Genomic DNA, 23,379 nt, shown 5'->3' on the forward strand with positions numbered 1-23,379 from the left:
GTCGAAAATCAGCGCCGACCACGGTGCGGAGCGTCGGCCGCACACAGCGCAAAAAAAAGCGAGGGGTCCCCCAACCCCTCGCTGCCCAACTTTTGGCCTCGGAGCATTCTCTCCGGAAGGCTATCGGGCGATCAGGCCGCCAGATGGTTCGCTGCGGCCTGCGCGTAGTTGCGGCCGAAACGGTTGGCGAGGAAGGCGTCGAGCGCGATGTCCTCTTGACGGATGAAGCCTTTCTGCGGCAGAGCGCCGTTGGCCAGCATGTCGAGCACGGCGCAGATGCCTGAAGCCGTGGTGATCTGGATGGCGCTGCGCGTCAGCTTGCCGAGCTGGCGGCTGTAGATTTTGTTGGCGTAGCTCTCCTGCAGCAGGCGTCCGCCCTTGCGGCCGCTGACGGTAACGAAAATCACCACCACGTCCTGCAGCGTCGCCGGCAGGGCGTTTTCCAGGATGTCCTTCAGCACTTCGCGGCGATGACGCAGGCCGAGATCGTTGAGCAGCGCCTTCATGATCGCGGCGTGGCCGGGATAGCGGATGGTGCGGTAGTTGAGCGTGCGCACCTTGCCTTCATAGGTCTCGCACAGCGTGCCGAGGCCACCTGAGGTGTTGAAGGCTTCGTAGGTGATGCCGTCGAGAGAGAATTCCTCGCGCTCCTCGAGCGGCGGAACCTCGATCAGCTGGCCCTCGACGATCGCCTCGCAAGGCTCACAATATTCGTTGATGACGCCGTCGGTGCTCCAGGTCAGATTGTAGTTGAGCGCGTTCGACGGGTACTGCGGTAGGGCGCCGACGCGCATGCGCACGCTCTCCAGCGAATCGAAACGCTTGGCGAGGTCGTTGGCGACGATCGAGATGAAGCCCGGGGCGAGGCCGCACTGCGGGATGAAGGCGCTGTTGGCCTTGCCCGCCAGTTCCTTGACGATGCGGGTCGAAGCGACGTCCTCGGTCAGGTCGAGATAGTGCACGCCGGCCTTGGCGGCGGCTTCGGCGATTTTGGTGGTCAGGTGGAAGGGGGCTGCCGACATCACGGCGAACTTGCCGGCCAGAACGCCGTCGAGCGCGCCGGCCTCCGAGATCTCGACCTGCTTGGTCGCGACATTGCCGCTGACTTCCAGCGCGTCGAGCGCTGCCTGCGAGCGGTCGACCACGGTCACCTGAAAGTCGCCGGTTTCCGCCAGCATGTCGGCGATGGTCGAGCCGATCTTGCCTGCGCCTACGACAACGATTTGCTTCATGGTCTGTCCCCTTGGAATGGAATTTCGTGCGCGATTCTATGGTCATGTCTCGTCGAAAGGCAGTATCGAGAACGACGAAAAGACGTTATGTTTTGAGCATATCGACGACAAGCAAGTGCGAAATGACGACCGATCCAGACGCTGCCCTGCTGAACCTTTTGCGCGAGAACGCGCGCGCCTCGACGGCAGACCTGGCCCGCAAGCTGGGTGTGTCCAGGACAACCGTGCAGAGCCGGCTGGAGCGTCTGGAAAAGCGCGGGGTGATCGCCGGCTACAGCGTCAGACTGTCGGCCGATTATGAGAAGAACCTCGTCCGCGCCCATATCCTGGTCACGGCGCTGCCCAAGGTCTCCGCTGCGGTGGAGGCCGTGCTGCGCCGCATCCCCGAGGTGCGCACCCTGCATTCGGTGAGCGGCAATTTCGACATGATCGTCGTGGTCGAGGCGCCGTCGGTGCGTGACCTCGACGTGCTGATCGACAGGATCGGTGCGCTCGAAGGCGTCGAGCGCACGTTGTCGTCGATCATCCTCTCGACGCGGATAGACCGGTAGTCACTCGATGTTGTGCATGCTGCGGCGAAAGACGATCTCGCCGCCGATGATCTCGCCCGATTCGCGGAAGCCCATCTGGCGGTAGAGCTCCATTGCCACATCGTTTCCGGGCGCCACGCTGAGCGTCACCTGGCTGCAGCCCGGCAGCCTGGACATCAGCTTCAGCAACTCGTCGAGCGCCTTGCGGCCATAACCGAGTCGCTGGTAGCGCTGGTCCACCATCAGCCGATAAATCCAGTAATTGCCGTCGTCGGGGTCGAGCGCATACATGGCGAAACCGACGGCGACATCGGCGTCGTAGATTGCCAGCGGCACGCAATGGTCGCCGTCCTCCGCCTCGTCGATCGAATCGGCGTTGGTGGCCACGAACCCCTGTTGCGAGCGGCGTACCTGGAGCTGAAGAACCTTTTCGCGCTCGGCAGGGCCCAACGGCCTCAACGTGACTTGCATCTGCGGACCTCGGTATGAGGTCGCAGCGTCTAGCGTCGCAGGATTACGGGAACATGGCGCCGGCTTCAGGCCAGCGCCGGCTGGCTCCAGCGCGTGGCGATCAGCCGGTAGGGCACTAGGGCGAACAGGCCGATCAGCAGCTTCACCGTGAGGTCGCCCAGCGCCCACGACACCCAGCGCGCCGCCTCGATCGACATGACGCCGAACAAGGGAGCGGCCTCAAGCGCGAAACCGTCCTCCGGACCGAGGAAGACGAAGACGGCGGAGAAGGCGATGCCGAAGAAGATGATAGTGTCGAAGACCGAGCCGACGAGGGTGCCGATGATCGGAGCGCGCCACCAGCTCTGGCGGCGCAGCCAGTTGAACACGGTCACGTCGAGCAGCTGGCCGACCAGGAACGCGGTACCCGACGCCAGCGCGATACGCGCCAGACGGCCGGGTGCGGTCTCGAAAGGAATCAGCCCGAACCTGAACAGCAGCGGCGGAAGCACGATCGAGCAGACCACTGCCGTCATGAAGCCGACGAAAACGATTCGTCGGGCCATCTTCGGCCCATAGCGCCGGTTGGCGAGGTCGGTGACCAGGAAGGAGAAGGGGTAGGTGAAGGCGCCCCAGGTCAGGATATCGGCAAGGGCCAGCGATCCGACCTGTCCCTGCATCGGGAACTGGACGAGGATGTTGGAGGCGACGACGACAAGCGCCATGGCCACCACAAAGGGTAGATAACGAGAACCGGAGTTCATTTTTTTATCCTGGGTAATGGAACCAGTTTGTCCGGGCGATGCCCAGCCGTTGGTCGGAGCCTCGTCATCCTTGCGGCGTCAGAGGCTCCAGGCGGTCGTCCCCCGCCTTAAGATCGATCAGGCAGCAGCCTGTTCGGCAGTCTTCTTGGCGATCTGCTTCTTGAGCAGACGGGCGCGCTGCGACAGTTCTTCAGCGTCGGCCTTGGCCAGGAAGGCGTCGAGACCACCGCGGTGCTCGACCGAGCGTAGCGCGTTGGCCGAAATGCGCAGGCGGACGTTCTGGTTCAGAACTTCCGAGATGAGCGTGACATTGACCAGGTTCGGCAGGAAGCGACGACGGGTCTTGTTGTTGGCGTGGCTCACATTGTTGCCGGTCATGACGGCCTTACCGGTGAGTTCGCAAGCGCGGGACATGTTACATACCTTCAGTTCTGGCGGACCAAGCGGCTGTGACGCACCTAATGGCGCGCGGTCTCAGTCAGGCGGCCTCATGGAAAAAGTTGGCGTTCCATAGTTGCATTTCACAGCCTCGTCAAGCGCTCCGTGGTCTCGGACAGGTTGTCCCCAGTTCCACAGAAAGGCCGGATTTGCCTTTATAACCAGCTGCGAGGGACATCACCAGCCGGAAGCCAGCTTCCGCTGACGATGAGGTATCGCCTTAGATGCTCCGCCTGTTGCCCGCCCTGATCGCCGTTGCGCTTGCCGTCCTGCCCATGGAGGCGAGGGCGGCGGAAAAAACCTTCAGCGGCGACTATTCATTGTCCTTCCTGGGCATTCCCGTCGCCAAGGCGACCTTCGACAGCAGTTACGACGGCAACGCCTACAAGGTGAACGGCAAGGTCTCGAGCGCCGGGCTTGCGGCATTCTTCGACGACACGCGCGGCACCATCTCGTCGCGCGGCAGCTTCGGCGACGGCGGCACGCGTCCAAGCGCATTCCGGGCCGACTATGTCTCCGGCAAGAAGGCATCGCTGGTCGATGTGCGCTTTTCCGGCGATCGCGTCGCCAGCACCGAAGTCGTGCCGCCGCCCAAGAAGCGCGGCTCGACCTGGATACCGCTCGGCGCCGACGATCTCCGCGCCGTGTCCGACCCGATCGCGGCGACTGTCATCAAGGCGTCCAGCCTCGACCGCGTATGTGGCCGCACCGTCAAGATGTATGATGGCGAGCTGCGCGCCGATCTCAGGCTGACCGAAGTGTCGCGCAAGAAGATGTCGGTCAAGGGGTTCTCCGGCGACACGGTCACCTGCCGCATGGGTTTCCAGCCGGTCTCGGGCTATCGAACCGACAAGAAGGCGCTGACCTTTCTGCGCGACCGCAGCCGCATCATGGTGACATTTGCGCCGCTCGGCGAAACCGGCGTATATGCCCCGATCTACGCCACCGTGAGCACCGAGATCGGAACGATCACGGTCAAGGCACGGCGGTTCGAAGCCACCAATTGAGCATGCGCCGAAAACCGGGAGTGGTCTTCGGACACGGTCATGCTCCAGGACAAAAGGCGCCGGCGCGCCGGGAGGGGTAAGTGGGGCGCGCGACTTTGATCGGATTCTCGGCAGTGGCCATGTGGGCGCTGCTGGCCCTGCTCACCGATGCGTCAGGCACCGTGCCGCCGTTCCTGATGTCGGCGATCACTTTTGCCATCGGTACCTGCGTCGGCCTCGTCGCGCGGCTGTTCATGTCCAAGCCCGAGACGACGGAAAAGATCCCGCCTCAGGTCTGGGTCATCGGCATTGCCGGCCTGTTCGGCTACCATTTCTTCTACTTCACCGCGCTGCGCAACGCGCCGGCGGTCGAGGCCAGCCTGATCGCCTATCTCTGGCCGCTGTTCATCGTTCTGGGCTCGGCGCTGATGCCGGGCGAACGCCTGCGCTGGAACCACATCGCCGGCGCGCTGATGGGCCTTGCCGGCACCTTCCTGATCATCACCAAGGGCGGCGGGCTCGCCTTCGATGCACGCTACAGCTTCGGCTATGCCATGGCCTTCGTCTGCGCCTTCCTGTGGTCGGGCTATTCGCTCCTGTCGCGGCGTTTCCCCTCGGTGCCGACATCTGTCGTCACCTGGTTCTGCCTGGCGACCTCGATACTGTCCTTCGCCTGCCATCTGGCGCTTGAAGAGACCGTCTTGCCGGCCAATGCCGGCCAGTGGCTCGCCGTACTCGGCCTTGGCCTGATGCCGGTGGGTGCTGCCTTCTACGCCTGGGACATCGGCGTCAAGCGCGGCAACATCCAGGTCCTGGGCGCGGCAAGCTACGCCGCGCCGCTGCTGTCGACCCTGGTGCTCATCGCTGCGGGTTTCGCCGAGCCATCCTTGCGCATTCTCGCTGCGTGCGTACTCATCACCGGCGGCGCCGTACTTGCAGCAAAGTCGCTCATTTTCCGCGACCGCTCGTCACCGGCGACCAATGGGGCAGGGGCCTAGACTAACCCCGGCTCCCAGCCCGGTTCAGCCAGCTCGAACTGGGCGAATTCGAAGCCTGGCGAGACGGTGCAGCCGACCAGCGTCCAATCGCCGAGGCTGCGGGCCGTCTGCCACCAGCCCGGCGGAACCACCAGCTGCGGTCGCTCGCCGGCAGCCAAATTGACGCCCAGGACGTCCGCGCTCACTTCGCCGCTAGGCGGGCATATCTTCAACTCGATCGGCGCCCCGGCATGATAGTGCCAGAGTTCGGCGGCGTCCCTGACCCGATGCCAGGCCGAGACATCGCCGTGCTCGAGCAGGAAGTAGATCGCCGTCTGGTTGCCGCGCGCGCCGTGCGGTCCGCCCTCGGGATTGTCGCGAAAGGTCTCGACATACCAGCCGCCCTCGGGATGGCGCCGCATGCCCAAGGTGGCGATGATCTCGGCTGCCTGCATGATCAGAAATTGTCCTTGCGCCTGCGGATTTCGGCGAAAACGTCGACGTCCGTTGCCTTCTCCATGCCGAGATGCTTGCGGATGGCGGGATCGGACCAGCGCAGGAACGGGTTGGTGGCGAGTTCCTCGCCGATGGTCGTCGGCAGCGTCGGCTTGCCCTCGGCCCGCAGCTTCTCGATCTTGTCGGCGCGGGCACGAAGCGCTGGGTTGTCGGGGTCGATCGTCAGGGCAAAGCGCGCATTGGACAGCGTGTATTCGTGCCCGCAATAGATCACGGTGTCGGTTGGCAAAGCGGCGAGCTTCTTCAGCGATTCGAACATCACCGGTGCCGGACGCTCGAACAGTCGCCCGCAGCCCAGCGCAAACAGCGTGTCGGCGGTGAAGGCCACCTTCGACTTCGGCAAGTAGTAGCAGACATGGCCGGCGGTGTGGCCCGGCGTCTCGATGACCTCGATGGTCTCGTTGCCGAAGGGGACCACCGAGCCTTGCTCTACCGTGTCGTCGATTCCGGGAATCTTGTCGCGTTCCGCCTCCGGCCCAATGATACGCAGCTTGTAGCGCCGCTTGAGCGCAAGGTTTGCCTCGACATGGTCGCCATGGTGATGGGTTGTCAGGATTGTCGACGGTGTCCAGCCGCTATGGGCTATGGCATCGATGATCGGCGCCTCCTCGGGCGCGTCGATGATGGCGGTCTCGCCGGTTTCGCTGTCGTGCAGCAGTGCCCCGAAGTTGTCGGTGCGGCACATGAAAAGCTTGATCTCGACGGCCATGGCAGAACTCCCTTTCGAAGAGGACGATAGGGCGGGCGGTTTGCCCTGTCATCCAAATAGCGCGTCGCAGCGCGGGTGAAACGGATGCGGTCGTTGAAGTCCTGGGCGAGCCCGGTTACCGTCCGGCGATGAACTCCGACATCGTCGACCTCCGCTCCTTTTATTCCACGCCGCTCGGGCGTCTGGCCGAGCACTCCATCACCATGGCGCTGTCATCGGTGTGGGCGGGCGTGCCCAACGAGCGGCTGGTCGGGCTCGGCTACACGCTGCCCTGGCTCGACCGCTTCGGGGCCGATGCCGAGCGTGTCTTCGCCTTCATGCCGGCGACGCAAGGCGCGGTCGTCTGGCCGGCGCAGGGCCCGTCGTCGACGGCGCTGGTGTTCGATGAGGAACTGCCGCTGGTCGATTCGTCCATCGACAGGATGCTGCTGGTTCATTCGCTGGAACATGCCGAAAGCCCGCGCGAGACGCTGAAGGAGATCTGGCGGGTGCTGTCGCCCGCCGGCCGCGTCGTCATCGTGGTGCCCAACCGCCGCGGCGTCTGGGCGCGTTTCGAGCACACACCCTTCGGCACCGGCCGTCCATTCTCGCCGGGCCAGCTCAACGAACTTCTGCGTGACGCCAATTTCACCGTCGCCTCGTGGTCGGATGCGCTGCATTTCCCGCCCTCGCAGCGCAAGTGGATGATGCGCTTCGACCATCTGTTCGAAAGCCTCGGTCGCCGCTTCTGGCCGATCTTCTCCGGCGTCATCGTGGTCGAGGCGCAGAAGCGCGTCTATCAGGGCATACCTGTCGCGCAGCGTGCATCGCGTCGCGTTTTCGTGCCTGTCTTGTCGCCGTCAGGCGCGACGCGTGGCTTCCCGGCGCTGAGGCGGTCGCGCGAGGATGACGAAAAGGACAAGCCGCTTTCGGTTTCGTGAATTGTCGAAGCCTTAAAATGGCGCGCCCTGCTCCCTAAATTGCGTAAACGGGGGCAACGCGCCGAAAACGGCGACAACAGCAGGAAATTCCACCCTGACCGACGTCATCATCCGCGAAAAACGCACTGAGCTGCATGCGGCCGGCAAGCGTGCCATGCTCATCGTCAATCCGCGCGCGCGGCGTGGCGGCGGGTCGATCGCAGAGGCGCGCAAGGTGCTGGAGGCTGCCGGCATCATCATCGAGGAGATGGCGACCAGCAAGGACGAAAACGCCTCCGAGCTGATCTCTCGCAATGCCGATCATTTCGACATGGCGATCGTCGGTGGCGGCGACGGCACACTCAACAATGCCGCTGCAGGACTTGCCTATACGGGGCTGACGCTCGGCGTGCTCCCGCTCGGCACCGCCAATGATTTCGCCCGAACCATGGGCATCCCGCCGGATCCGATCAAGGCGGCCGAGATCATCGCCGAAGGCCGCCAGACGCTTGTCGATCTGGGCGAGGTCAACGGCCACCTGTTCTTCAATGTTGCCAGCATCGGCTTCAGCGCCGAATTGGCGGCGGAGCTCACGGAGCACGCCAAGAAGCGCTGGGGCACTCTGGGCTACGGCATTGTCGCTGCGCGCCTTTTGATGCGCTCCAGGCTGTTCACCGCCTATGTCGACCATGACGACGTGACCGAGAAGATCCGCACCATGCAGGTCTCGGTCGGCAACGGACGTCACTATGGCGGCGGCATGACGGTGGAGGAAACGGCGACGGCCGACGATGGCTGGCTCGACCTCTACAGCCTCGAGGTCGACCACTGGTGGCGGCTGCTGCGCCTGCTGCCCAGCCTGCGCCGGGGCACTCAAGGGCAGTGGGACGATGTCCGCGCGTTCAAGACGACGGGGGTGACGATCCGCACCAAGCAGCCGCGGCCGGTCAACACCGACGGCGAGCTGGTGACCTGGACGCCGGCGCATTTCCGCATCCGGCCGAAATCCGTGCGGGTGTTCGCGCCGAAGGGCTGAAGCAATTCCGGGAAAAGCGGGAAGCGGGTTTCCCGGAACTGGGTAAGAACGAAGAGGCCAGGGGCGGCAGGTCCGGCGTTCACAATCATGTTCCGGACAGGTGCGATACGCGTCCGGCAGACAGTGGCAGAATAGCCCTTGGGTCTCGATTCGGGCAGTGTGGGCCAGCGGAAGGAACGCATCCATGCCAAGCCAATCGTTCGACAGGGCCAATCGCGAACCGCTGGTTCCCGAGTTTGACGGCGGCGGCTTCCTCGGCCATCTCAAGATGGCGCGACAGGCCCTGGCCGGGTCGCCGGTGCGGCGGACACTGACCTGGCTCAGTCTTTCCATCGTTGTCATCATCATCGGCACATCGATCGGCCAGATCCTGCTCAATCGCTGGAACAAGCCCTTCTACGACGCGCTCGAACGCCGCGATTTTCCCGCCTTCATGGACCAGCTCCTGGTCTTTGCAGCGATTGCCGCCGGATTGCTCGTGCTCAACGTCGCCCAGCAGTGGCTTAACCAGATGATCCGGCTCAAGCTGCGCGAGGGGCTGACACTCGACCTGATCGGCGAGTGGCTGCGACCTGGCCGTGCTTTTCGCCTCGCCAATGCGGGTGCTGTGGGCGTCAATCCCGACCAGCGCATGCAGCAGGACGCCGGCCATCTCGCCGACCTCACCACCGATCTGGGCATCGGTCTGCTGCAGGCCTCCATCCTGCTTGCTTCTTTCGTCGGCGTGTTGTGGAGCCTGTCGTCCGGCTTCGTCTTCCATGTTGGCGGCAGCTCCTTTGCCATTCCCGGTTACATGGTCTGGGCGGCCTTCATCTATGCCGGTTCGGCCTCATGGCTAAGCTGGCTGGTGGGCCGGCCGTTGATCACCGAAAACAGCGAACGTTATTCGCGGGAGGCCGAACTGCGCTTCTCGATGGTGCGCATCAACCAGAACATCGACGCCATCGCGCTCGCCCGCGGCGAGGCGGACGAGGTTCGGCGGCTCGAGACCGACCTCGGCAGCGTGCTCAACGCCATGCGCCGCATCTTCGCCACCCAGATCAACCTCGCCTGGGTCACCGACGGTTATGGCTGGTTCACCGTGGTCGCGCCTATCCTGGTCGCCGCGCCCGTCTATTTCGCTGGCGACATCAGCTTCGGGGGGCTGATGATGGCGGTTGGCGCATTCAACCAGGTCCACGCCTCGCTGCGCTGGTTCATCAACAATGTCGGCGCCATCGCCGACTGGCGCGCCACGCTGATGCGCGTCGGCGTCATCCGCAGCGTGCTGGTCGCGGCGGATGTGCTGCATGACAAGGAAGACCGCATCGGCTTCACCGAAAGCAGCGATGGCAGCCTGGCCTTCGACCAGCTGGAGATTGCCTCGCCCAGCGGCTGCACCAAGCTGTCGGAACCGCATGTGCGGGTGAAGCCGGGTGAAAGGGTGCTGATCGTCGGCGAGGCTGGTGCCGGTAAGACGCTGCTGTTTCGGGCGCTCGCCGGTCTCTGGCCGTGGGGGCGCGGGCGCATAGAGCTCCCCGCAGGCAATCAGATCACCTTCCTTCCGCGCCAGTCCTACCTGCCGCCGGGCTCGCTGCGCGACGTGCTGGCCTATCCCACGGCGGACCGGACCTTCGAGGATGCGGAGTTCGTGGCATCGCTCGGCGCGGTCGGCCTCGACCGGCTGGTGCCGTCGCTCGACCGGACCGCGCCCTGGGCCGAGGAGCTGAACAGCGACGAGCTGCGGCTGCTCGCCTTTGCCCGGCTCCGGCTGCACCGGCCCGACTGGGTGATCGTCGACGAGGCTTTCGACACGCTCGATGTCGCTGCCCATGAACGGGTGAGTGCGATGTTCGAGGGCGAGCTGGCCGGTACCGGTATCATCTATTTCAGTCCGACCCGCCACAATGGCGGGCTGTTCGACCGCACCGTCCACCTTGCCAGGGACAAGCGCGGACCGGCGCTGAGGCGGATACACATCAAGGAGATGGCCCAGGCATCCGCCACGATCTGACGCGGTTCCCGCAGGCCCGCCGGAGCGGCGGGCCTGCAGCTGTCGCCTCAGTGCGCTGCGACGCGATTTTCCGGGCGGGGCTCCGGCAGGCCGGATGATTTTCCGGCGCCAAAAAGCGCAAAGCTGATCGCGGCCAGGACCCACACGCCGATGCCGCCATAGAGCATCACCCAGTGGAAGCCATTGACCAGTGCGGCGTGGGCGACGTCAGCAGGGACGTCGAGCGCGCTCTGCGTGCCGTCGATCGCGCCACCAGCGGCAATACGCTCGGCCAGCGCCCGCAACTGGCCGGCGTCGGCAATTTCGGGCAGGGCGTCGCGCAGGCCGGCAAGAATACCCTCGACCAGGACGAAGCCCATCACCGCGATGTTGACGGCGAGCGCGATCAGCCTGGCGCTGGCGTCGATGCCCGAGGCCATGCCGGCGCGGCTGGCCGGCACCGAGCCCGTGGTCATGTTGGTGGCGGGGGTGGTCGTCAGGCCGAGGCCGATGCCGGCAATCAGCGCGCCGGGCAGCACGGTCAGCCCGCTTGCCCCTTCGACCGGGCTGCCCAACCACATGGCGATGAAGCCGAGGCCGATGGTGAACAAGCCGAGCGGGATGACGACGCGGGGGCTGGTGCGCAGCAAAAGGTACTGCGCCACCGGCGACATCACCAGGAACGGCACCGTATAGGCAAGCACGGCCAGGCCGGTTTCGGTGCTGTCATAGCCGAGGCCTGCGGTGAAGTAGATCGGCATATAGACCATGAAAGGCCAGTAGCTGAAGTTCATGCCGACGCAGCCGACGATGGCGCCGGAGAAATCGCGGATCCTGAACACCGAGAAGTCGAACATCGGATGCGGATGCAGCCGCTCGACCGCAACGAAGGCGATCAGGCCAATGAGTGTTGCTGTGGCGATGGCAAGGGCTGTCGGGCTGAGAAAGCCGAGATCGGCGCCCTGGGTGATGTAGTAGGTCAGCCCGAAGACCGAAGCACTCAGGATGACGATGCCGGGCAGGTCCAGCTTCTTGGCCTGCGGGTCACGCGATTCTCCGACGCTGATGAAAGTCAGCGCCAGGCACAGCAGCGCCAGGGGCGCGTGCACGAGGAATACCCACTGCCATGTCGACAGGGCCACGATCGTGCCGCCGATGATCGGCCCGAAGCCCAGGCCGATGCCCGATATGACGCCCCAGACGGCGAAGGCGCTGCCGCGTGCCTTGGCGTCCTGGAACTGGTGCGAGAGAATGGCGATCGAGCAGATGAACATGGCGCCGCCAGCCATTCCCTGCAGGAAACGGCTGACGATCAGCACCGTCGTGCTGGGGGCAAGGCCGCACATCAGGGATGTCACACCGAAGGCTGCAACTGTGATGGCAAACACCAGACGGCGCCCGAAGCGGTCGGCCAGCGTGCCGGTCGCCATAAGCACCGTCGTGCAGGCGATGGTGTAGGCGTTCATGATCCACTGCATGTCCTTGAAGTCGGCCTGCAGCACATGTTCGAGCGTCGGCAGGATCACCGGTATGCTCGATATCTCAAGGCCGAACATCAGCGCGGACAGGCAGATCGCCCCAAGCGCCAGATTGTCTCTACTCGTCAGCTTCATCCCGTGTCTCCGGCTGGCGGCGTCGGGAGGAGGAGGCCCAGTGCCGCTGGTTATCTGGAAACAGCTGAGATAGGCGAAGCTTGAACATGCATAAATGCTATGCAAACCTATATCAGTGATAACAAATCAGGATGGATGAGATGCTGTGGCTCGACGCCGAGGCCGTGCGCAACTTCGTTTTGGTCGCGGATCTCCAGAGCTTTACGCGGGCCGCCGACGCCATGGGCTCGACCCAGGCGGCGGTCAGCGTCAAGCTCAAGCGGCTGGAGGAGCGCATCGGCCGCAAGCTGATCGAACGCACCCCGCGCCGTGTCAGGCTGTCGGCAGACGGTGCGTTGTTCATCGAATCGGCGCGTGCCTTCCTCGCCGCGCATGACTATGCCGTCGCAGGCCTGTCGTGCTCGGCGCGGCGCTTCACGCTCGGCATTGCCGGCCATGTCGCCGGACCGGAGGTGACGACGCTGCTCGCGCGCCTCAGCCAGCACGATCCGGCGCTGACCATCGAGGTCCAGGTCGACAATTCAACGCTGCTGCTCGACGCCTTCGACCGTGGCAAGCTCGACGCCGCGATCGTCAGGCGCGAGGACGACCGCCGCGACGGCGAGGTGTTGGGACCTGAGCATTTCGGCTGGTTCGCGACGCCCGAGTTCGATCATCGCCCGGGTGAGCCGATCCGGTTGGCGACGCTGTCGCGGCTGTGTGGCGTTCGCGACCTGGCGACACGCACGCTCGACGACGCCGGCATTCCCTGGGTCGAGGTGTTCGTCGGCGGCGGCTCTTCGATGGTCACGGCGGCGGTTTCGGCGGGGCTCGCCACGGCAGTCTTCCCCAGCCGCCTGGCGCCCCCCGGAACCGTCGAGGTCAGCCGCAAGTTCGGCCTGCCTGAGGTGCCGGCGACCGAGATCGTGCTGCACTCGACACTGACCGACCGCCGCTCGCGCGAAGCGCTGCGCATCCTCGCCTGCGCCTTTCACGAGCACCGTGCAAAGGCCGGGTAGGGCGCTTTGGGACCGCGCCCGGATGCCGGGCGCGGGGCCGTGAGGCGGTCGGCTAGCGATCCTTGCCGATGTTCTCCAGATCGTAGGCCGTGGTCTGGTAGACCCGGTTGATCCAGTTACCGAACAGCAGGTGGGCATGCGAGCGCCAGCGGTTTAGCGGCCGGCGCTGCGGATCGTTGTCGGGGTAATATTCGTGCGGCACGGCGATGGTCACGCCGGCGGCCACGTCGCGGTCGTACTCTTCCTTGAGCGAGGTCGAATCGTATTCGATGTGGTTGAACATGTAGAGCCGGTTGCCGGCTTCCTCGGCCAAGAGGCTCGGGCCGGTGTCTTCCGATTCCATCAAAAGCTCGAGGCCGGAGCCCTCCGGGATGTCGGCTGCTCGGACTTCGGTCCAGCGCGACACGGGAATGGCGAAATCGTCCGAGAAGCCGGCGAGATAAGGCGAGGCAGGCGCGTTGTTGTTGTGCCGGAACACGCCGAACGCCTTTTCTTCCAGCGTGTGCTTGGGAAGACGGTGGAAATGCCATGCGGCCGCCATCGCTCCCCAGCAGATGAAGAACGGCGAATGCACGTTGGTCGTGGTCCAGTCCATGATCTGCTTGAGCTCGTCCCAGTAGGTCACTTCCTCGAACGGCAGCAGCTCAACCGGCGCACCGGTGATGATGAAGCCGTCGAACTTGCGGTCCTTCACCTCTTCCCAGGTCTGGTAGAAGGCGATGAGGTGGTCCTCTGAGGTGTTTTTGGCCTTGTGGGTGCCGATACGCACCAGCGTCAGTTCGACCTGCAGGGGGCTTGCGCCGATCAGGCGCGCGATCTGGGTCTCTGTCCTGACCTTGTTGGGCATGAGGTTGAGCAGGCCGATCTGCAGTGGGCGGATATCCTGGCGGAGAGCAGTCTGCTCATCCATGATGGACACGCCCTCTTTCACCAGCACTTCGCGGGCGGGGAGTTGATCCGGGATCTTGATCGGCATTGCGCGACCTCCAAAAAACAAAACCGGCATTGCTGTCGCAAAGCCGGTTTACGGATCGCAAACGGCCCTTTAGCGACTTGTTTAACGTGGCTGCAAGCCGACCGGCCAAATCACCACGGGTCCATGCGCTGCTATTACGCCCGGTGGCCGATTGCGTCAACAGCGGCCCAATGGTCCAGCCAGACGGGCCAGTTTCGCCGGTTTTCCTCGACATTGGCTGTTACGGGGGGTATTTCCGCTGCGGCCTCCATCCGGAGGCGCCAATCCAGGATTTTCGACATGACCAAGGCACCTGAGCAGATTCGCCCCGAACCCCGCGCCGGCATCATGGACATCGCAGCTTATGTCCCCGGCAAGAGCGCGGCTCCCGCAGGCGTTACCAAGGTCCATAAGCTCTCGTCGAACGAAAATCCGCTGGGTGCGTCGCCTCATGCCATCGAGGCGGTACAGAAGCTCGCCGGCAAGATGGAGTATTATCCCGACGGGTCGGCGTCACGCCTGAGACAGGCGATTGCGGCGACCCATGGGCTCAACCCTGCCAACATCCTGTGCACGAACGGCTCCGACGAGGTGCTGGGCCTGCTGGCGCAGAGCTATCTCTCGCCAGGCGACGAAGCCGTCTACACCGAGCATGGCTTCATGGTCTACAAGATCTACACCCAGGCAGCGGGCGCCATTCCCGTCGTTGCCAAGGAAGATGGCGAGAAGGCCAGCGTCGACAACATCATCGCGGCGCTGACGCCCAACACCAGGATCGTCTTCCTCGCCAACCCCAACAACCCGACCGGCACCTACCTGCCGTTCGAGGAGGTGCGTCGCCTGCATGCGGCGCTGCCGAAGAATGTGCTGCTCGTGCTCGATGCCGCCTATGCCGAATATGTTCGCCGCAACGACTACGAGGCGGGCGTGGAACTGGTCGCGGCCAACGAGAATGTCGTCATGACGCGCACGTTCTCGAAGATCCACGGCCTCGGCGGCATGCGCATCGGCTGGATCTATGCGCCGTCGCACGTCATCGACGTGCTTGAGCGCATGCGTGGCCCGTTCAACGTCAATGCGGCGGCCATCGAGGCCGGCGTGGCGGCGATCCAGGACCGCGGCCATGTCGAGCGCACCGTCGCCCACAACACCCACTGGGCAGAGTGGCTGGTCACGGAGTTCGAGAAGCTCGGCCTGCGCGTCACGCCTTCGGTCGGCAACTTCCTGCTGGTTCACTTCCCCGAGGACGGCAAGCATTCGGCCGCTGCAGCCGACGATTATCTTCTGGCGCGCGGTTATATTCTGCGCAGGGTCTCCGGCTACGGTTTCCCCAATGCGCTGCGCATGACCGTCGGCACCGAAGAGGCAAATCGCGGTGTCGTTGTTGCCCTCACCGAATTTCTGAGAAGTTGAAAAATGTCCGAACCTCTCTTTGACAAGATTGCCCTGCTGGGCATCGGCCTGATCGGCTCGTCGCTGGCCCGCGTCATTCGCCGCGAAGGGCTTGCCCGCCATATTGCCATCTCCACCCGCAGTGCGTCGACGCTTGCCCGCGCCGAGGAACTCGGGCTTGGCGACAGCTATTCGACCGACGCCAAGGCGGCGGTGAAGGATGCAGACCTCGTCATCGTCTCGGTGCCGGTGGGCTCGTCCGGCGCCGTGGCTGCCGATATTGCGACAGCCCTGAAGCCGGGTGCCATCCTCACCGATGTCGGCTCGACCAAGGCCTCCGTCATCGCCCAGATGGCCCCGCATGTGCCCGCGGGCGTGCACTTCATCCCCGGCCACCCGCTGGCCGGTACCGAGAAGTCCGGCCCCGACGCCGGCTTTGCCGAACTGTTCGAGAACCGCTGGTGCATCTTTACGCCGCTTCCGGATACCGATCCGGTGGCGCTTGAGAAGCTGTCGGAGTTCTGGCGCCGCTGCGGCTCCAACATCGACACCATGGACCCCGAGCATCACGACATGACGCTCGCCATCGTCTCGCACCTGCCGCACATCATCGCGTACAACATCGTCGGCACCGCCGATGATCTCGAGGCGGTGACCAAGTCGGAAGTCATCAAATATTCGGCTTCGGGCTTCCGCGACTTCACCCGTCTCGCGGCTTCCGACCCGACCATGTGGCGCGACGTCTGCCTGCACAACAAGGACGCGATCCTCGAAATGCTGGCGCGCTTTTCGGAAGACCTCGCCTCGCTGCAGCGGGCGATCCGCTGGGGCGACGGCGACAAGCTGTTCGAGATGTTCACCCGCACCCGCGCCATCCGTCGTTCGATCATCGACGCCGGTCAGGAAGTCGACGTGCCGAACTTCGGCCGCGAGGCCATCGAGCACCCGGCTAAGAGCTAGCGAATAGGGAATGCAAAGTGGCGAGTAGCGACTTGCCCTGGCCGTCCAGGCTGGGTTTCCTCGCTACTCGCTGGAATGCTCGACAGGAGCTATTGAACCGCGGGCAGCATCCCGAGCGGAATGAACCCCAGCATTGCCCGGCCCTTGGTCACTCTGAGCGGCAGGGTCGGCGCGTCGCCCAGAAGCGCCAGGCCTGCGAACGCGGTCTCGATCTGCTTCTTCTGTTCAGGGATCACCTCGGCGAGGATGCGCGACAGCTCGCGCGGGTTCTGGATGGTGACGCGCAGGTTGGCGTCGAGCAGGCCGTCGTCGCCGATCGACCATGGACCCGTGACCGCTGCCCCGGTGTTGCCGCCAGAGGTAATCGTCATCGACCGGATCGTGCCGGCCTGGCCGCGCAGGCTCTTCTGGCCTCCGCCGAGCAGGCTGATGCCATTGGTAAGCGAGGTGTCGGCGCTGCCGTCAAGCAACGGCAGCTTGCGGCCGTGCAGGGCCTCCGGGTCGATCAGCAGGCCGGTGAAAGTGCCGGCGAGATCGATATCCATGCCGTTGGGGCGCAGGTGGAATTGCGTTTCGTCGGCGGTGAACAGCGGCATGTCGGGGCCGTCGATGAACGAAGCCTGGCCGGACAGCTTGCGCGTCTCGACCGACAGGCGCTCCGGCAAGGGATTTGCCACGCGCACGCTGGCATGAAGCAGGTCCCAGTTGAACTGGAGCTGCGGCAGGTCGGGCGCGGTCACGCGCAGCGGGCCGTCGAGTTCGAGCACCGAATGCATCGGCTGGTAGACTTGGGCTGCGGTGCGGAAGGCACCGGCGCTGGCCGAGACGCGCAGCCCTGAATTCTCATACTCCACCCGGTCGCAGAACAGGCCGATGCGGAAGGGGAAGCCCCGGACCGTGGGGTTGGCGCAATCGGCCGACACCCCGTTCCGGTTCAACTCGGCGATGCGCTGCTGCACCTCGCGTTCGGCCTTGCCGGCGAGCCAGAACCAGCCGGCGCTGTAGCCGCCAAACAGCACGACGATGAACAGCGTCAGCCACAGGAAGCGGCGGCTGGAGTTCGGTTTCCGGTCTTGGCTTGACGTCATACTCACGCTCTCGTTAGTGCATGGTTCCTGAAATCGGACCGATTTCCGAGGGTCTCATGCGCGTGTTCAGATTGTTACAGCGTCTTTTGCGTGTCCGGTAGGAGGCGCGTCGCTGTAACGCGGGAGACCCGCGAACCACCAACAGGCTTGGCGATATGGGCGATTTTTGGGTTTTTGGCTATGGCTCGCTGATGTGGCGTCCGGGCTTCGCCCATGTCGAGACGCGCCGGGCTCGGCTGATGGGCTTTCGCCGGGCGCTGTGCATCCGCTCCTGGGTGCATCGCGGTACAGAGCAACGGCCCGGACTGGTGCTCGGTCTAGACCGTGGCGGCTCCTGCGTCGGCATGGCGTTCCGCGTGCCCGGTGACCTGCGCGACGAGGTGATTGCCTATCTCAGGGCGCGCGAGCTGGTGACCAGCGTCTATCTCGAGCGCGAGTTCACCATCCAGCTCGACCGCGACGGCGCGCGCGTGCCTGCCGTCTGCTACATCGCCGATCGCAAGCACCGTCAATATGCGGGCAACCTCGACGCCGCCCATGCTGCCGAAATCGTCTCAGGGGCCGTCGGCCAGTCCGGCCGCAACGAAGACTATGTGTCGAGCGCCGTCGAGCATCTCAAGGCACTTGGCATCCGCGACCATTGGCTTGAAGAGGTGGCGCGCCGCGTCGGCTCATGACGGCCTCTTGTCAGGAGGCAAGATCAACGCCTGTTTTTCGGCGGCACATCGTTGCGGACTCGCGCTAAGCATTGGCCATGCTTTTCCAACGACCTTCCGACGACACGCTCTACGACGCGCTGATCGCACGCGATCCCGGCTATGACGGCCTCGCTTTTGTCGGGGTGACGTCGACCGGCATCTTCTGCCGGCTCACCTGTGCCGCCCGCAAACCCAAGCGCGAGAACGTTCGCTTCTTCGACACTACGGCCGAATGCCTGCATGCGGGCTTCCGGCCGTGCCAGCGCTGCCGGCCGATGATGGGCACGGGCGCGCCCGAGCCGCTGGTTGCCACGCTTCTCGACGCGCTCGACCGCGAACCGGAGCGGCGCTGGCTCGAAACCGACATTCTGGCCATGGGTTTCGATGCATCGACCGTGCGCCGCGCCTTCAAACGCCGCTTCGGCATGAGCTTCCTTGAGATGGCCAGGCTGCGCCGGTTGGGTCAGGCGGCGGAACGGCTGACCGCGGGCGACAGCGTCATCGATGCGCAGGTCGAGGCTGGTTTCGGATCCGGCAGCGGTTTTCGCGCGGCAGTGACCCGCCTGCTCGGCGAGGCGCCGGCCAAGCTGCGCGGCAAGACCATGCTCAAGGCAGACTGGGTCGAAACCCCCATCGGCCCGATGATCGCCATTGCCGACCAGCATGCGCTGCACATTCTCGAATTCCTCGAGCGCAAGGCGCTGGCGACTGAAGTGCGCAAGCTGCAGGCCGCGACCGGCTCGGCCATCGCCTTCGGGCGGGCAGGGCCGATCGACCAGATCGAAGCCGAACTTGGTGCTTTCTTCGCCGGTAACTCGGCAGAATTCGCCACGCGGCTGGCGCCGCAGGGCACCGCCTTCGAGCGCCAGGTCTGGGATGGCTTGCGCCGCATTCCGGCGGGCGCCTCGGCGACCTATTCCGGCCTTGCCGCGGAGATCGGCAACCCGGCTGCCGTGCGTGCCGTCGGTCGTGCCAACGGCGCCAACCCGATCGCGGTCGTCATTCCCTGCCATCGCGTGGTTGGCGTCAGCGGCGACCTGACAGGTTATGGCGGCGGCCTGTGGCGCAAGCGCTGGCTGCTGGAGCATGAGCGACGGATGGCCGCTGGCCAGCCCTGTGTCGCAGCATCAGGATCGGTGGTATCAAGGAAGTAACGTCGGTCGGAAAGACATCGATGCTGCTGCCTGCAGGTACTGACAAGGTTACGATCCAGCGCATCCTCAAGGTCAACCACGCCGGTGAGCGCGGGGCGATCAACATCTATGGCGCGCAGATTGCCATGGCTCGGCGGTTCTTTCCCGAGCTCTTGCCGGAACTTGAGAAGATGCGTGCCGACGAAATCCTTCACGAAAGGATATTCAGCGACGCCATGCCGGCACGCGGCGCGCAAGCGTGCCGCGTCATGAAATTCTGGTCGCTTGGCGGCTATGTGCTGGGGTTGGTGACCGCGGCGCTTGGGCCGCAGATGGTCTGGCTCTGCACGGAAGCTGTCGAGGCCACCGTGCATCGGCATCTCGAAGAGCAGCTTCGTTTCCTGCGAGACCGCGACGAAGGCCTGCACGTGGCGATCCTGTCCATCCAGCAGGAAGAGCTTGCGCATCTGGACCTCGCGCGCGAGCGCAGGTCGTCAAAGGGACCGCCCTACGCCCTGGCCTATGGTGCGATTGCGGCGGCGACCAGTTTGATGATCTGGCTGTCGACCTGGGGCGATACCAGCTGGATGAAGCGCGAGCTTGAGGCCAGCAGCTAGCTTTTGACCTCTACGCCCAGCTCCTTGAGCCGCTTGACGGCGGTGGGCGGCATTGGCGGCGGATTGTCCGAGGTTGCCGCTTCGATCAGGAATGCGTCGCAGGCGGCTTCCGTGTCTTCGACAAGCCGCTTCATGAATTCTTCCCTGCTCAGGCCCGCCGGGATCGGCGGCAGGAAGCGTGCCTTGATGGTGCCGGGAAAGCGCAGGAACTTGCGCCGCGGCCAGTACAGGCCGGCGACATGGGCAACCGGAACCACAGGCATGTTCAGGGCGGCGTAAAGCTCGGCGATGCCCCATTTGTAGGCCGGCTCGTCGCCCGGCGCGCGGCGCGTGCCCTCGGGATAGATGATCAGCTGGCGGTCGTTCTGCATCTCCCTGCGGGTCGCAACGACCACAGCCTTGAGGGCCGCCGAACGCTTGCCGCGATTGACCGGGATCATGTTCATCTTGGCGATGTACCAGCCGAAGAGCGGGATCCACATCAGCTCGCGCTTGAGGATGTAGAGCGGGTCGCGCAGGTAGGGGAAGAAGGCGATGGCGTCCCAGAAGGACTGGTGCTTGGGCGCCAGGATGAACGAGCCTTCCGGCAGGTTCTCGACGCCCGTGACCTCACTCCTGGTGCCGGCGATCTTCTCCTGCAGCCACAGGCTCGAGCGCGCCCAGAATTTGGGGACGAGCCAGGCGCGATGACGCGGCGACAGGAAGTAGTAGGGCGTCCAGAGGATCATCTGGAGCACCAGGCTGACATAGAAGACGAAATTGAATGCCAGCGAACGGATATAGAGCATTGTCTGGGAGCGCCTGAGGACGGAATTTGCCCGTTGGTTACACCAAGCCGTCCAAAAAGGAAAACGGCTGCTGGCCGGCTGCCTGCTTAAACCGTTGCGTTGGGCGGCGGTCAATCGGCGGTGGCGACGTCAATGCCATCGGCCGTCGGCTTCACCGGCAGGATGCCGCGGGCGAGCGCAAGCAGGTATTTGTTGTATTCGGTGAACAGCACGCGGAAGGCTTTCGGCTTGGTCAGCCAGCTGCCGTCGTCGAGCTTGGAATTGACAACAGGGTAGGGCTGCAGCGTGGCATGGCGCAGCAGGCGCCCCATTTCCAGCAGGCTGCGGGGCATGTGGTAGTTGTTGGTGACCAGGATCACGCGGCCGTAGTCGTGACTTTCCACCCACTTGGCGCTTTCCTCGGCATTGCCGATGGTGTCGAGCGCGGCCCTGTCGATGTCGACGCGGCTGAACAGGGCCTTGTCGCTTCCGGTGGCGAGCTGCAGCTGGCGGCGCGTTGCGGCGGGATGGACGCCGCTGATCAGCAGGCGTTCGCCCTTGCCGGTCTTGAGAAGGTTGAGTGCCGCGTCAATGCGCGACTGGCCGCCGGTCAGCACGATGATGGCGTCGGCCTTGGCCGGGTTGGCTGGCGTGGTCAGGCCGCTGACATGGGTGGCAAAGAGTGCAAAGCCGGCGATGAAGACAAAAGCCGCAAGCAAAAGGACGAACAATGTGCGGCGCAAAAAAATCACTCTCCGGCGCGAGCTGCGCCCGGCTGGGTAGAATCTCGTTCCTGAAACCGTCCCCGATGCGGCGAGCGCGTTCTGTCCCATCACGTCACCATGGTTAAGCAGGAAATACGGCTTTTGCAGCGCTGTATCATACACATTAGGTAACGATTGGACATGTTGTGTGACGCAAGCATTGCCTAAAGCCCGTCCGGCTGATGCTTGTCTATCTCGTCGAGATAGGTGACGACGGTGACATGTGACGTTGCGGCCGTCAGCGCGCCGATCAGGGCGACGATCAGCACGACGCCGAGATAGCCGTTGGCGCCGATGGCGAAATTGCCGAACAGCGCTGTCGCCTGGTCGGCCTGGGGCGTCGCCAGGTTGCGCGACGACCACCATGAAAAGACGATGAAGACAATGACGGCGGCCAGGCCGCCTGCTGCCGCGCCTTTCATGCCGGTCAGCAGGAAGTGGCGGCGGAACTCGCTGGCGATGAACCGTGCTTCTGCGCCGACGAAATGCAGCACCTCGATGATATGGCCGTTGCCTGCCATGGCGCCGCGGGTGGCAAAGACTACCGAAAGCACGGTTGCCGCCAGCATCAGCACCAGCACGCCGGTGCCGATGGTCACGGTGGTGCGCGCCATCGCCACCAGCCGGTCGACCCAGGTGCGGTGGTCGTCCAGCGTCGCCGTCGCCACCTTGGGCGTGATCGCGTCGCGCATCGCCTGGAAGTCGGGCGGGCTGTTCTCGTCGATGGTGACGATCACCAGCCGCGGCACGGGCAGTTCGTCGATGTTCAGCCCCTTGCCCAGCCACGGCTCGAGCAGGCGTGCGGTGGCATCGCGGTCGACGATCTTGGTGCCGCGCACGCCGGGGAATTCGCTGGCGATGCGCGCGGCGGTCTCGAGTGCCGCCTCCATGTCGAGGCCGTCAACCGGCTTGATCTGGATCGTCGCTTCGCGGGAGATCTGGTTTTCCCACACAGATGCGGTGTCACGCACCAGCGTGACCGCGCCCAGCGTCAGGCAGGACAGGAAGGTCATGATGGCGATGACCAGAACCAGCGCGCGCCCGGCAATGTTCTGCGACGGCACGATGGGGGCGGTCTTGCGCCGCAAGCGCGGCTGCGGTTGCCCTTCGAACTCGTCTTCGAAGTCTTCCTCTGGCTCCCGATCGTGTTCGAGATCGGCGGCGTGCTGCTCAGTCATAGATGTCGAGCCTTCCACCCGCGAGGATCATGCGCCGGGCATCGACCTGGTCCATCAGGGCCAGGTCGTGGGTGGCGATCACGACGGCCGTGCCGAGCCGGTTGAGCTCGATGAACAGCCTGAGCAGGCGGCGCGCCAGCGGCGGATCGACATTGCCGGTGGGTTCGTCGGCAAGCAGGACTTCGGGCTGCTCGATCAGCGCCCGGGCGATGGCCGCGCGCTGCTTCTCGCCGCCCGAAAGCACCGGCGGCAGCACATGCATGCGCTCGCCGAGCCCGACCCATTTGAGCAGTTCGACCACGTCGGTGCGGTAACTGGCTTCCTCGCGCCCGCGCACGCGCAAAGGCAGCGCCACATTCTCGTAGGTGGTCATGTGGTCGAGCAGACGGAAATCCTGGAACACCACGCCGATGCGCCGCCGCAGCAGCGGCAGTTCGGTGCGGGTGATGCGCGAACGATCCTTGCCGAAGACGTTGATCAGCCCGCGCGTCGGCTTGAGCGACAAAAACAGCAGCCTGAGCAGCGTCGTCTTGCCGGCGCCTGATGGCCCGCTGAGGAACTGGAACGAGCGCTCGGGAATGTGGAAGGAGACATCACGCAGGATCTCCGGTCCCATTCCATATCTGAGGCCGACATTTTCGAAGCGGATCACGTGCTGCAGACCTTGCTCGATCCCGTTGAATTTGCGGGACCCTCGCTGCCCGTTT

25 protein-coding genes and 1 riboswitch are annotated in these 23,379 nt (G+C 64.5%); of the genes, 12 read left to right on the forward strand and 13 right to left on the reverse strand.

The features are described 5' to 3' along the window. Positions 1–131 precede the first annotated feature (131 nt). Positions 132–1,232 (reverse strand): saccharopine dehydrogenase family protein, encoded by a 1,101-nt coding sequence (locus NDO48_RS01970; protein ID WP_018429713.1) that lies wholly within the window; start codon positions 1,230–1,232, stop codon positions 132–134. A 122-nt stretch (positions 1,233–1,354) separates the two neighbouring features. Between NDO48_RS01970 and NDO48_RS01975 the strand changes: the two genes are divergently transcribed. After that, on the forward strand, positions 1,355–1,783 hold the full coding sequence (locus NDO48_RS01975; protein WP_018429712.1) for an Lrp/AsnC family transcriptional regulator: 429 nt from the start codon (positions 1,355–1,357) through the stop codon (positions 1,781–1,783). Here NDO48_RS01975 and NDO48_RS01980 read toward each other — a convergent pair whose 3' ends face one another. From NDO48_RS01980 to rpmB, 3 genes are all read right to left on the reverse strand, one after another. After that, positions 1,784–2,233, reverse strand: coding sequence for a GNAT family N-acetyltransferase (locus tag NDO48_RS01980; protein WP_267320767.1), 450 nt, complete (start codon positions 2,231–2,233; stop codon positions 1,784–1,786). A 65-nt stretch (positions 2,234–2,298) separates the two neighbouring features. Continuing rightward, positions 2,299–2,976 carry a queuosine precursor transporter gene (locus tag NDO48_RS01985; protein WP_026227559.1) on the reverse strand — a complete coding sequence of 226 codons (678 nt, stop codon included), beginning with the start codon at positions 2,974–2,976 and terminating at the stop codon, positions 2,299–2,301. 117 nt (positions 2,977–3,093) lie between these two features. Next, on the reverse strand, positions 3,094–3,390 hold the full coding sequence (gene rpmB / locus NDO48_RS01990; protein WP_026227558.1) for a 50S ribosomal protein L28: 297 nt from the start codon (positions 3,388–3,390) through the stop codon (positions 3,094–3,096). 248 nt (positions 3,391–3,638) lie between these two features. Between rpmB and NDO48_RS01995 the strand changes: the two genes are divergently transcribed. Continuing rightward, complete coding sequence (locus NDO48_RS01995; RefSeq protein WP_018429708.1) at positions 3,639–4,421, forward strand: DUF3108 domain-containing protein; 783 nt, start codon at positions 3,639–3,641, stop codon at positions 4,419–4,421. A gap of 80 nt (positions 4,422–4,501) precedes the next feature. After that, entirely contained in the window at positions 4,502–5,398 is an 897-nt protein-coding gene (locus NDO48_RS02000; RefSeq protein ID WP_026227557.1) for a DMT family transporter, read from the forward strand. Here the strand turns inward: NDO48_RS02000 and NDO48_RS02005 are convergent. Both NDO48_RS02005 and gloB read right to left on the reverse strand, forming a co-directional pair. Continuing rightward, positions 5,395–5,832: a cupin domain-containing protein gene (locus NDO48_RS02005; protein ID WP_018429706.1), complete on the reverse strand. Its 438-nt coding sequence runs from the start codon at positions 5,830–5,832 to the stop codon at positions 5,395–5,397. The two genes, NDO48_RS02000 and NDO48_RS02005, sit on opposite strands and share 4 nt — an antisense overlap. Positions 5,833–5,834: 2 nt before the next feature. Further along, positions 5,835–6,602, reverse strand: coding sequence for a hydroxyacylglutathione hydrolase (gene gloB, locus NDO48_RS02010; RefSeq protein WP_018429705.1), 768 nt, complete (start codon positions 6,600–6,602; stop codon positions 5,835–5,837). A 128-nt stretch (positions 6,603–6,730) separates the two neighbouring features. Between gloB and NDO48_RS02015 the strand changes: the two genes are divergently transcribed. The 3 genes from NDO48_RS02015 (at position 6,731) to NDO48_RS02025 (ending at position 10,530) form a co-directional block, all read left to right on the forward strand. Continuing rightward, entirely contained in the window at positions 6,731–7,522 is a 792-nt protein-coding gene (locus tag NDO48_RS02015) for a class I SAM-dependent methyltransferase (RefSeq protein ID WP_018429704.1), read from the forward strand. A 154-nt stretch (positions 7,523–7,676) separates the two neighbouring features. Continuing rightward, positions 7,677–8,537 carry a lipid kinase gene (locus NDO48_RS02020; protein ID WP_018429703.1) on the forward strand — a complete coding sequence of 287 codons (861 nt, stop codon included), beginning with the start codon at positions 7,677–7,679 and terminating at the stop codon, positions 8,535–8,537. Positions 8,538–8,721: 184 nt separating this feature from the next. Next, positions 8,722–10,530 carry an ABC transporter ATP-binding protein/permease gene (locus NDO48_RS02025; protein ID WP_018429702.1) on the forward strand — a complete coding sequence of 603 codons (1,809 nt, stop codon included), beginning with the start codon at positions 8,722–8,724 and terminating at the stop codon, positions 10,528–10,530. A gap of 47 nt (positions 10,531–10,577) precedes the next feature. On the opposite strand, the gene NDO48_RS02030 is transcribed toward NDO48_RS02025, so the two are convergent. After that, on the reverse strand, positions 10,578–12,122 hold the full coding sequence (locus NDO48_RS02030) for an MFS transporter (protein WP_040456347.1): 1,545 nt from the start codon (positions 12,120–12,122) through the stop codon (positions 10,578–10,580). A 140-nt stretch (positions 12,123–12,262) separates the two neighbouring features. Here NDO48_RS02030 and NDO48_RS02035 point away from each other — a divergent pair, with 140 nt between their 5' ends. After that, entirely contained in the window at positions 12,263–13,120 is an 858-nt protein-coding gene (locus NDO48_RS02035) for a LysR substrate-binding domain-containing protein (RefSeq protein ID WP_026227555.1), read from the forward strand. A 52-nt stretch (positions 13,121–13,172) separates the two neighbouring features. Here NDO48_RS02035 and metA read toward each other — a convergent pair whose 3' ends face one another. Beyond that, a complete protein-coding gene (gene metA, locus NDO48_RS02040; protein WP_018429699.1) occupies positions 13,173–14,096 on the reverse strand; it encodes a homoserine O-acetyltransferase MetA in 924 nt (307 codons plus the stop codon). A 49-nt stretch (positions 14,097–14,145) separates the two neighbouring features. Beyond that, positions 14,146–14,223, reverse strand: a riboswitch (SAM riboswitch). A gap of 152 nt (positions 14,224–14,375) precedes the next feature. Here metA and hisC point away from each other — a divergent pair. After that, a complete protein-coding gene (gene hisC, locus NDO48_RS02045) occupies positions 14,376–15,488 on the forward strand; it encodes a histidinol-phosphate transaminase (protein ID WP_018429697.1) in 1,113 nt (370 codons plus the stop codon). 3 nt (positions 15,489–15,491) lie between these two features. Beyond that, positions 15,492–16,427 (forward strand): prephenate/arogenate dehydrogenase family protein, encoded by a 936-nt coding sequence (locus tag NDO48_RS02050; RefSeq protein WP_018429696.1) that lies wholly within the window; start codon positions 15,492–15,494, stop codon positions 16,425–16,427. Positions 16,428–16,516: 89 nt separating this feature from the next. Here NDO48_RS02050 and NDO48_RS02055 read toward each other — a convergent pair whose 3' ends face one another. Continuing rightward, the gene (locus NDO48_RS02055) at positions 16,517–17,515 is read right to left on the reverse strand and encodes a DUF2125 domain-containing protein (protein ID WP_018429695.1); all 999 of its coding nucleotides are present in this window, start codon (positions 17,513–17,515) and stop codon (positions 16,517–16,519) included. 155 nt (positions 17,516–17,670) lie between these two features. Between NDO48_RS02055 and NDO48_RS02060 the strand changes: the two genes are divergently transcribed. The 3 genes from NDO48_RS02060 to NDO48_RS02070 all read left to right on the forward strand — a co-directional run bounded on the left by NDO48_RS02060 (position 17,671) and on the right by NDO48_RS02070 (position 19,963). Continuing rightward, positions 17,671–18,192, forward strand: coding sequence for a gamma-glutamylcyclotransferase (locus tag NDO48_RS02060; RefSeq protein ID WP_018429694.1), 522 nt, complete (start codon positions 17,671–17,673; stop codon positions 18,190–18,192). Positions 18,193–18,269: 77 nt separating this feature from the next. Beyond that, the gene (locus tag NDO48_RS02065) at positions 18,270–19,367 is read left to right on the forward strand and encodes a bifunctional transcriptional activator/DNA repair enzyme AdaA (protein ID WP_018429693.1); all 1,098 of its coding nucleotides are present in this window, start codon (positions 18,270–18,272) and stop codon (positions 19,365–19,367) included. A 20-nt stretch (positions 19,368–19,387) separates the two neighbouring features. After that, the gene (locus tag NDO48_RS02070) at positions 19,388–19,963 is read left to right on the forward strand and encodes a demethoxyubiquinone hydroxylase family protein (protein WP_018429692.1); all 576 of its coding nucleotides are present in this window, start codon (positions 19,388–19,390) and stop codon (positions 19,961–19,963) included. On the opposite strand, the gene NDO48_RS02075 is transcribed toward NDO48_RS02070, so the two are convergent. From NDO48_RS02075 to ftsE, 4 genes are all read right to left on the reverse strand, one after another. Next, complete coding sequence (locus NDO48_RS02075; RefSeq protein WP_018429691.1) at positions 19,960–20,751, reverse strand: lysophospholipid acyltransferase family protein; 792 nt, start codon at positions 20,749–20,751, stop codon at positions 19,960–19,962. The two genes, NDO48_RS02070 and NDO48_RS02075, sit on opposite strands and share 4 nt — an antisense overlap. A 110-nt stretch (positions 20,752–20,861) precedes the next feature. Further along, on the reverse strand, positions 20,862–21,563 hold the full coding sequence (locus NDO48_RS02080; RefSeq protein ID WP_026227554.1) for a YdcF family protein: 702 nt from the start codon (positions 21,561–21,563) through the stop codon (positions 20,862–20,864). A gap of 95 nt (positions 21,564–21,658) precedes the next feature. After that, positions 21,659–22,672 (reverse strand): cell division protein FtsX, encoded by a 1,014-nt coding sequence (locus tag NDO48_RS02085; protein ID WP_018429689.1) that lies wholly within the window; start codon positions 22,670–22,672, stop codon positions 21,659–21,661. Beyond that, positions 22,665–23,324, reverse strand: coding sequence for a cell division ATP-binding protein FtsE (gene ftsE, locus NDO48_RS02090; protein WP_018429688.1), 660 nt, complete (start codon positions 23,322–23,324; stop codon positions 22,665–22,667). The genes NDO48_RS02085 and ftsE overlap by 8 nt, the downstream gene beginning before the upstream one ends. Positions 23,325–23,379 lie beyond the last annotated feature (55 nt).

Origin of the sequence: Aminobacter sp. MET-1 (assembly GCF_026521175.1) — a bacterium.
Classification (GTDB): Bacteria; Pseudomonadota; Alphaproteobacteria; order Rhizobiales; family Rhizobiaceae; genus Aminobacter.

What these genes read in the sequence shown, in the direction of transcription:
- hisC (WP_018429697.1), top strand. Translation starts at nt 14,376, where the DNA reads ATGACCAAGGCACCTGAGCAGATTCGCCCCGAACCCCGCGCCGGCATC.
- NDO48_RS01995 (WP_018429708.1), top strand. Translation starts at nt 3,639, where the DNA reads ATGCTCCGCCTGTTGCCCGCCCTGATCGCCGTTGCGCTTGCCGTCCTG.
- NDO48_RS02080 (WP_026227554.1), bottom strand. Translation starts at nt 21,563, where the DNA reads ATGGGACAGAACGCGCTCGCCGCATCGGGGACGGTTTCAGGAACGAGA.
- NDO48_RS02015 (WP_018429704.1), top strand. Translation starts at nt 6,731, where the DNA reads ATGAACTCCGACATCGTCGACCTCCGCTCCTTTTATTCCACGCCGCTC.
- NDO48_RS02030 (WP_040456347.1), bottom strand. Translation starts at nt 12,122, where the DNA reads ATGAAGCTGACGAGTAGAGACAATCTGGCGCTTGGGGCGATCTGCCTG.
- NDO48_RS02075 (WP_018429691.1), bottom strand. Translation starts at nt 20,751, where the DNA reads ATGCTCTATATCCGTTCGCTGGCATTCAATTTCGTCTTCTATGTCAGC.
- rpmB (WP_026227558.1), bottom strand. Translation starts at nt 3,390, where the DNA reads ATGTCCCGCGCTTGCGAACTCACCGGTAAGGCCGTCATGACCGGCAAC.
- NDO48_RS01975 (WP_018429712.1), top strand. Translation starts at nt 1,355, where the DNA reads ATGACGACCGATCCAGACGCTGCCCTGCTGAACCTTTTGCGCGAGAAC.
- NDO48_RS02070 (WP_018429692.1), top strand. Translation starts at nt 19,388, where the DNA reads ATGCTGCTGCCTGCAGGTACTGACAAGGTTACGATCCAGCGCATCCTC.
- NDO48_RS02065 (WP_018429693.1), top strand. Translation starts at nt 18,270, where the DNA reads ATGCTTTTCCAACGACCTTCCGACGACACGCTCTACGACGCGCTGATC.
- NDO48_RS01970 (WP_018429713.1), bottom strand. Translation starts at nt 1,232, where the DNA reads ATGAAGCAAATCGTTGTCGTAGGCGCAGGCAAGATCGGCTCGACCATC.
- NDO48_RS02050 (WP_018429696.1), top strand. Translation starts at nt 15,492, where the DNA reads ATGTCCGAACCTCTCTTTGACAAGATTGCCCTGCTGGGCATCGGCCTG.
- NDO48_RS02020 (WP_018429703.1), top strand. Translation starts at nt 7,677, where the DNA reads ATGCTCATCGTCAATCCGCGCGCGCGGCGTGGCGGCGGGTCGATCGCA.
- NDO48_RS01980 (WP_267320767.1), bottom strand. Translation starts at nt 2,233, where the DNA reads ATGCAAGTCACGTTGAGGCCGTTGGGCCCTGCCGAGCGCGAAAAGGTT.
- NDO48_RS01985 (WP_026227559.1), bottom strand. Translation starts at nt 2,976, where the DNA reads ATGAACTCCGGTTCTCGTTATCTACCCTTTGTGGTGGCCATGGCGCTT.
- NDO48_RS02005 (WP_018429706.1), bottom strand. Translation starts at nt 5,832, where the DNA reads ATGCAGGCAGCCGAGATCATCGCCACCTTGGGCATGCGGCGCCATCCC.
- metA (WP_018429699.1), bottom strand. Translation starts at nt 14,096, where the DNA reads ATGCCGATCAAGATCCCGGATCAACTCCCCGCCCGCGAAGTGCTGGTG.
- NDO48_RS02055 (WP_018429695.1), bottom strand. Translation starts at nt 17,515, where the DNA reads ATGACGTCAAGCCAAGACCGGAAACCGAACTCCAGCCGCCGCTTCCTG.
- NDO48_RS02035 (WP_026227555.1), top strand. Translation starts at nt 12,263, where the DNA reads ATGCTGTGGCTCGACGCCGAGGCCGTGCGCAACTTCGTTTTGGTCGCG.
- gloB (WP_018429705.1), bottom strand. Translation starts at nt 6,602, where the DNA reads ATGGCCGTCGAGATCAAGCTTTTCATGTGCCGCACCGACAACTTCGGG.
- NDO48_RS02085 (WP_018429689.1), bottom strand. Translation starts at nt 22,672, where the DNA reads ATGACTGAGCAGCACGCCGCCGATCTCGAACACGATCGGGAGCCAGAG.
- NDO48_RS02025 (WP_018429702.1), top strand. Translation starts at nt 8,722, where the DNA reads ATGCCAAGCCAATCGTTCGACAGGGCCAATCGCGAACCGCTGGTTCCC.
- NDO48_RS02060 (WP_018429694.1), top strand. Translation starts at nt 17,671, where the DNA reads ATGGGCGATTTTTGGGTTTTTGGCTATGGCTCGCTGATGTGGCGTCCG.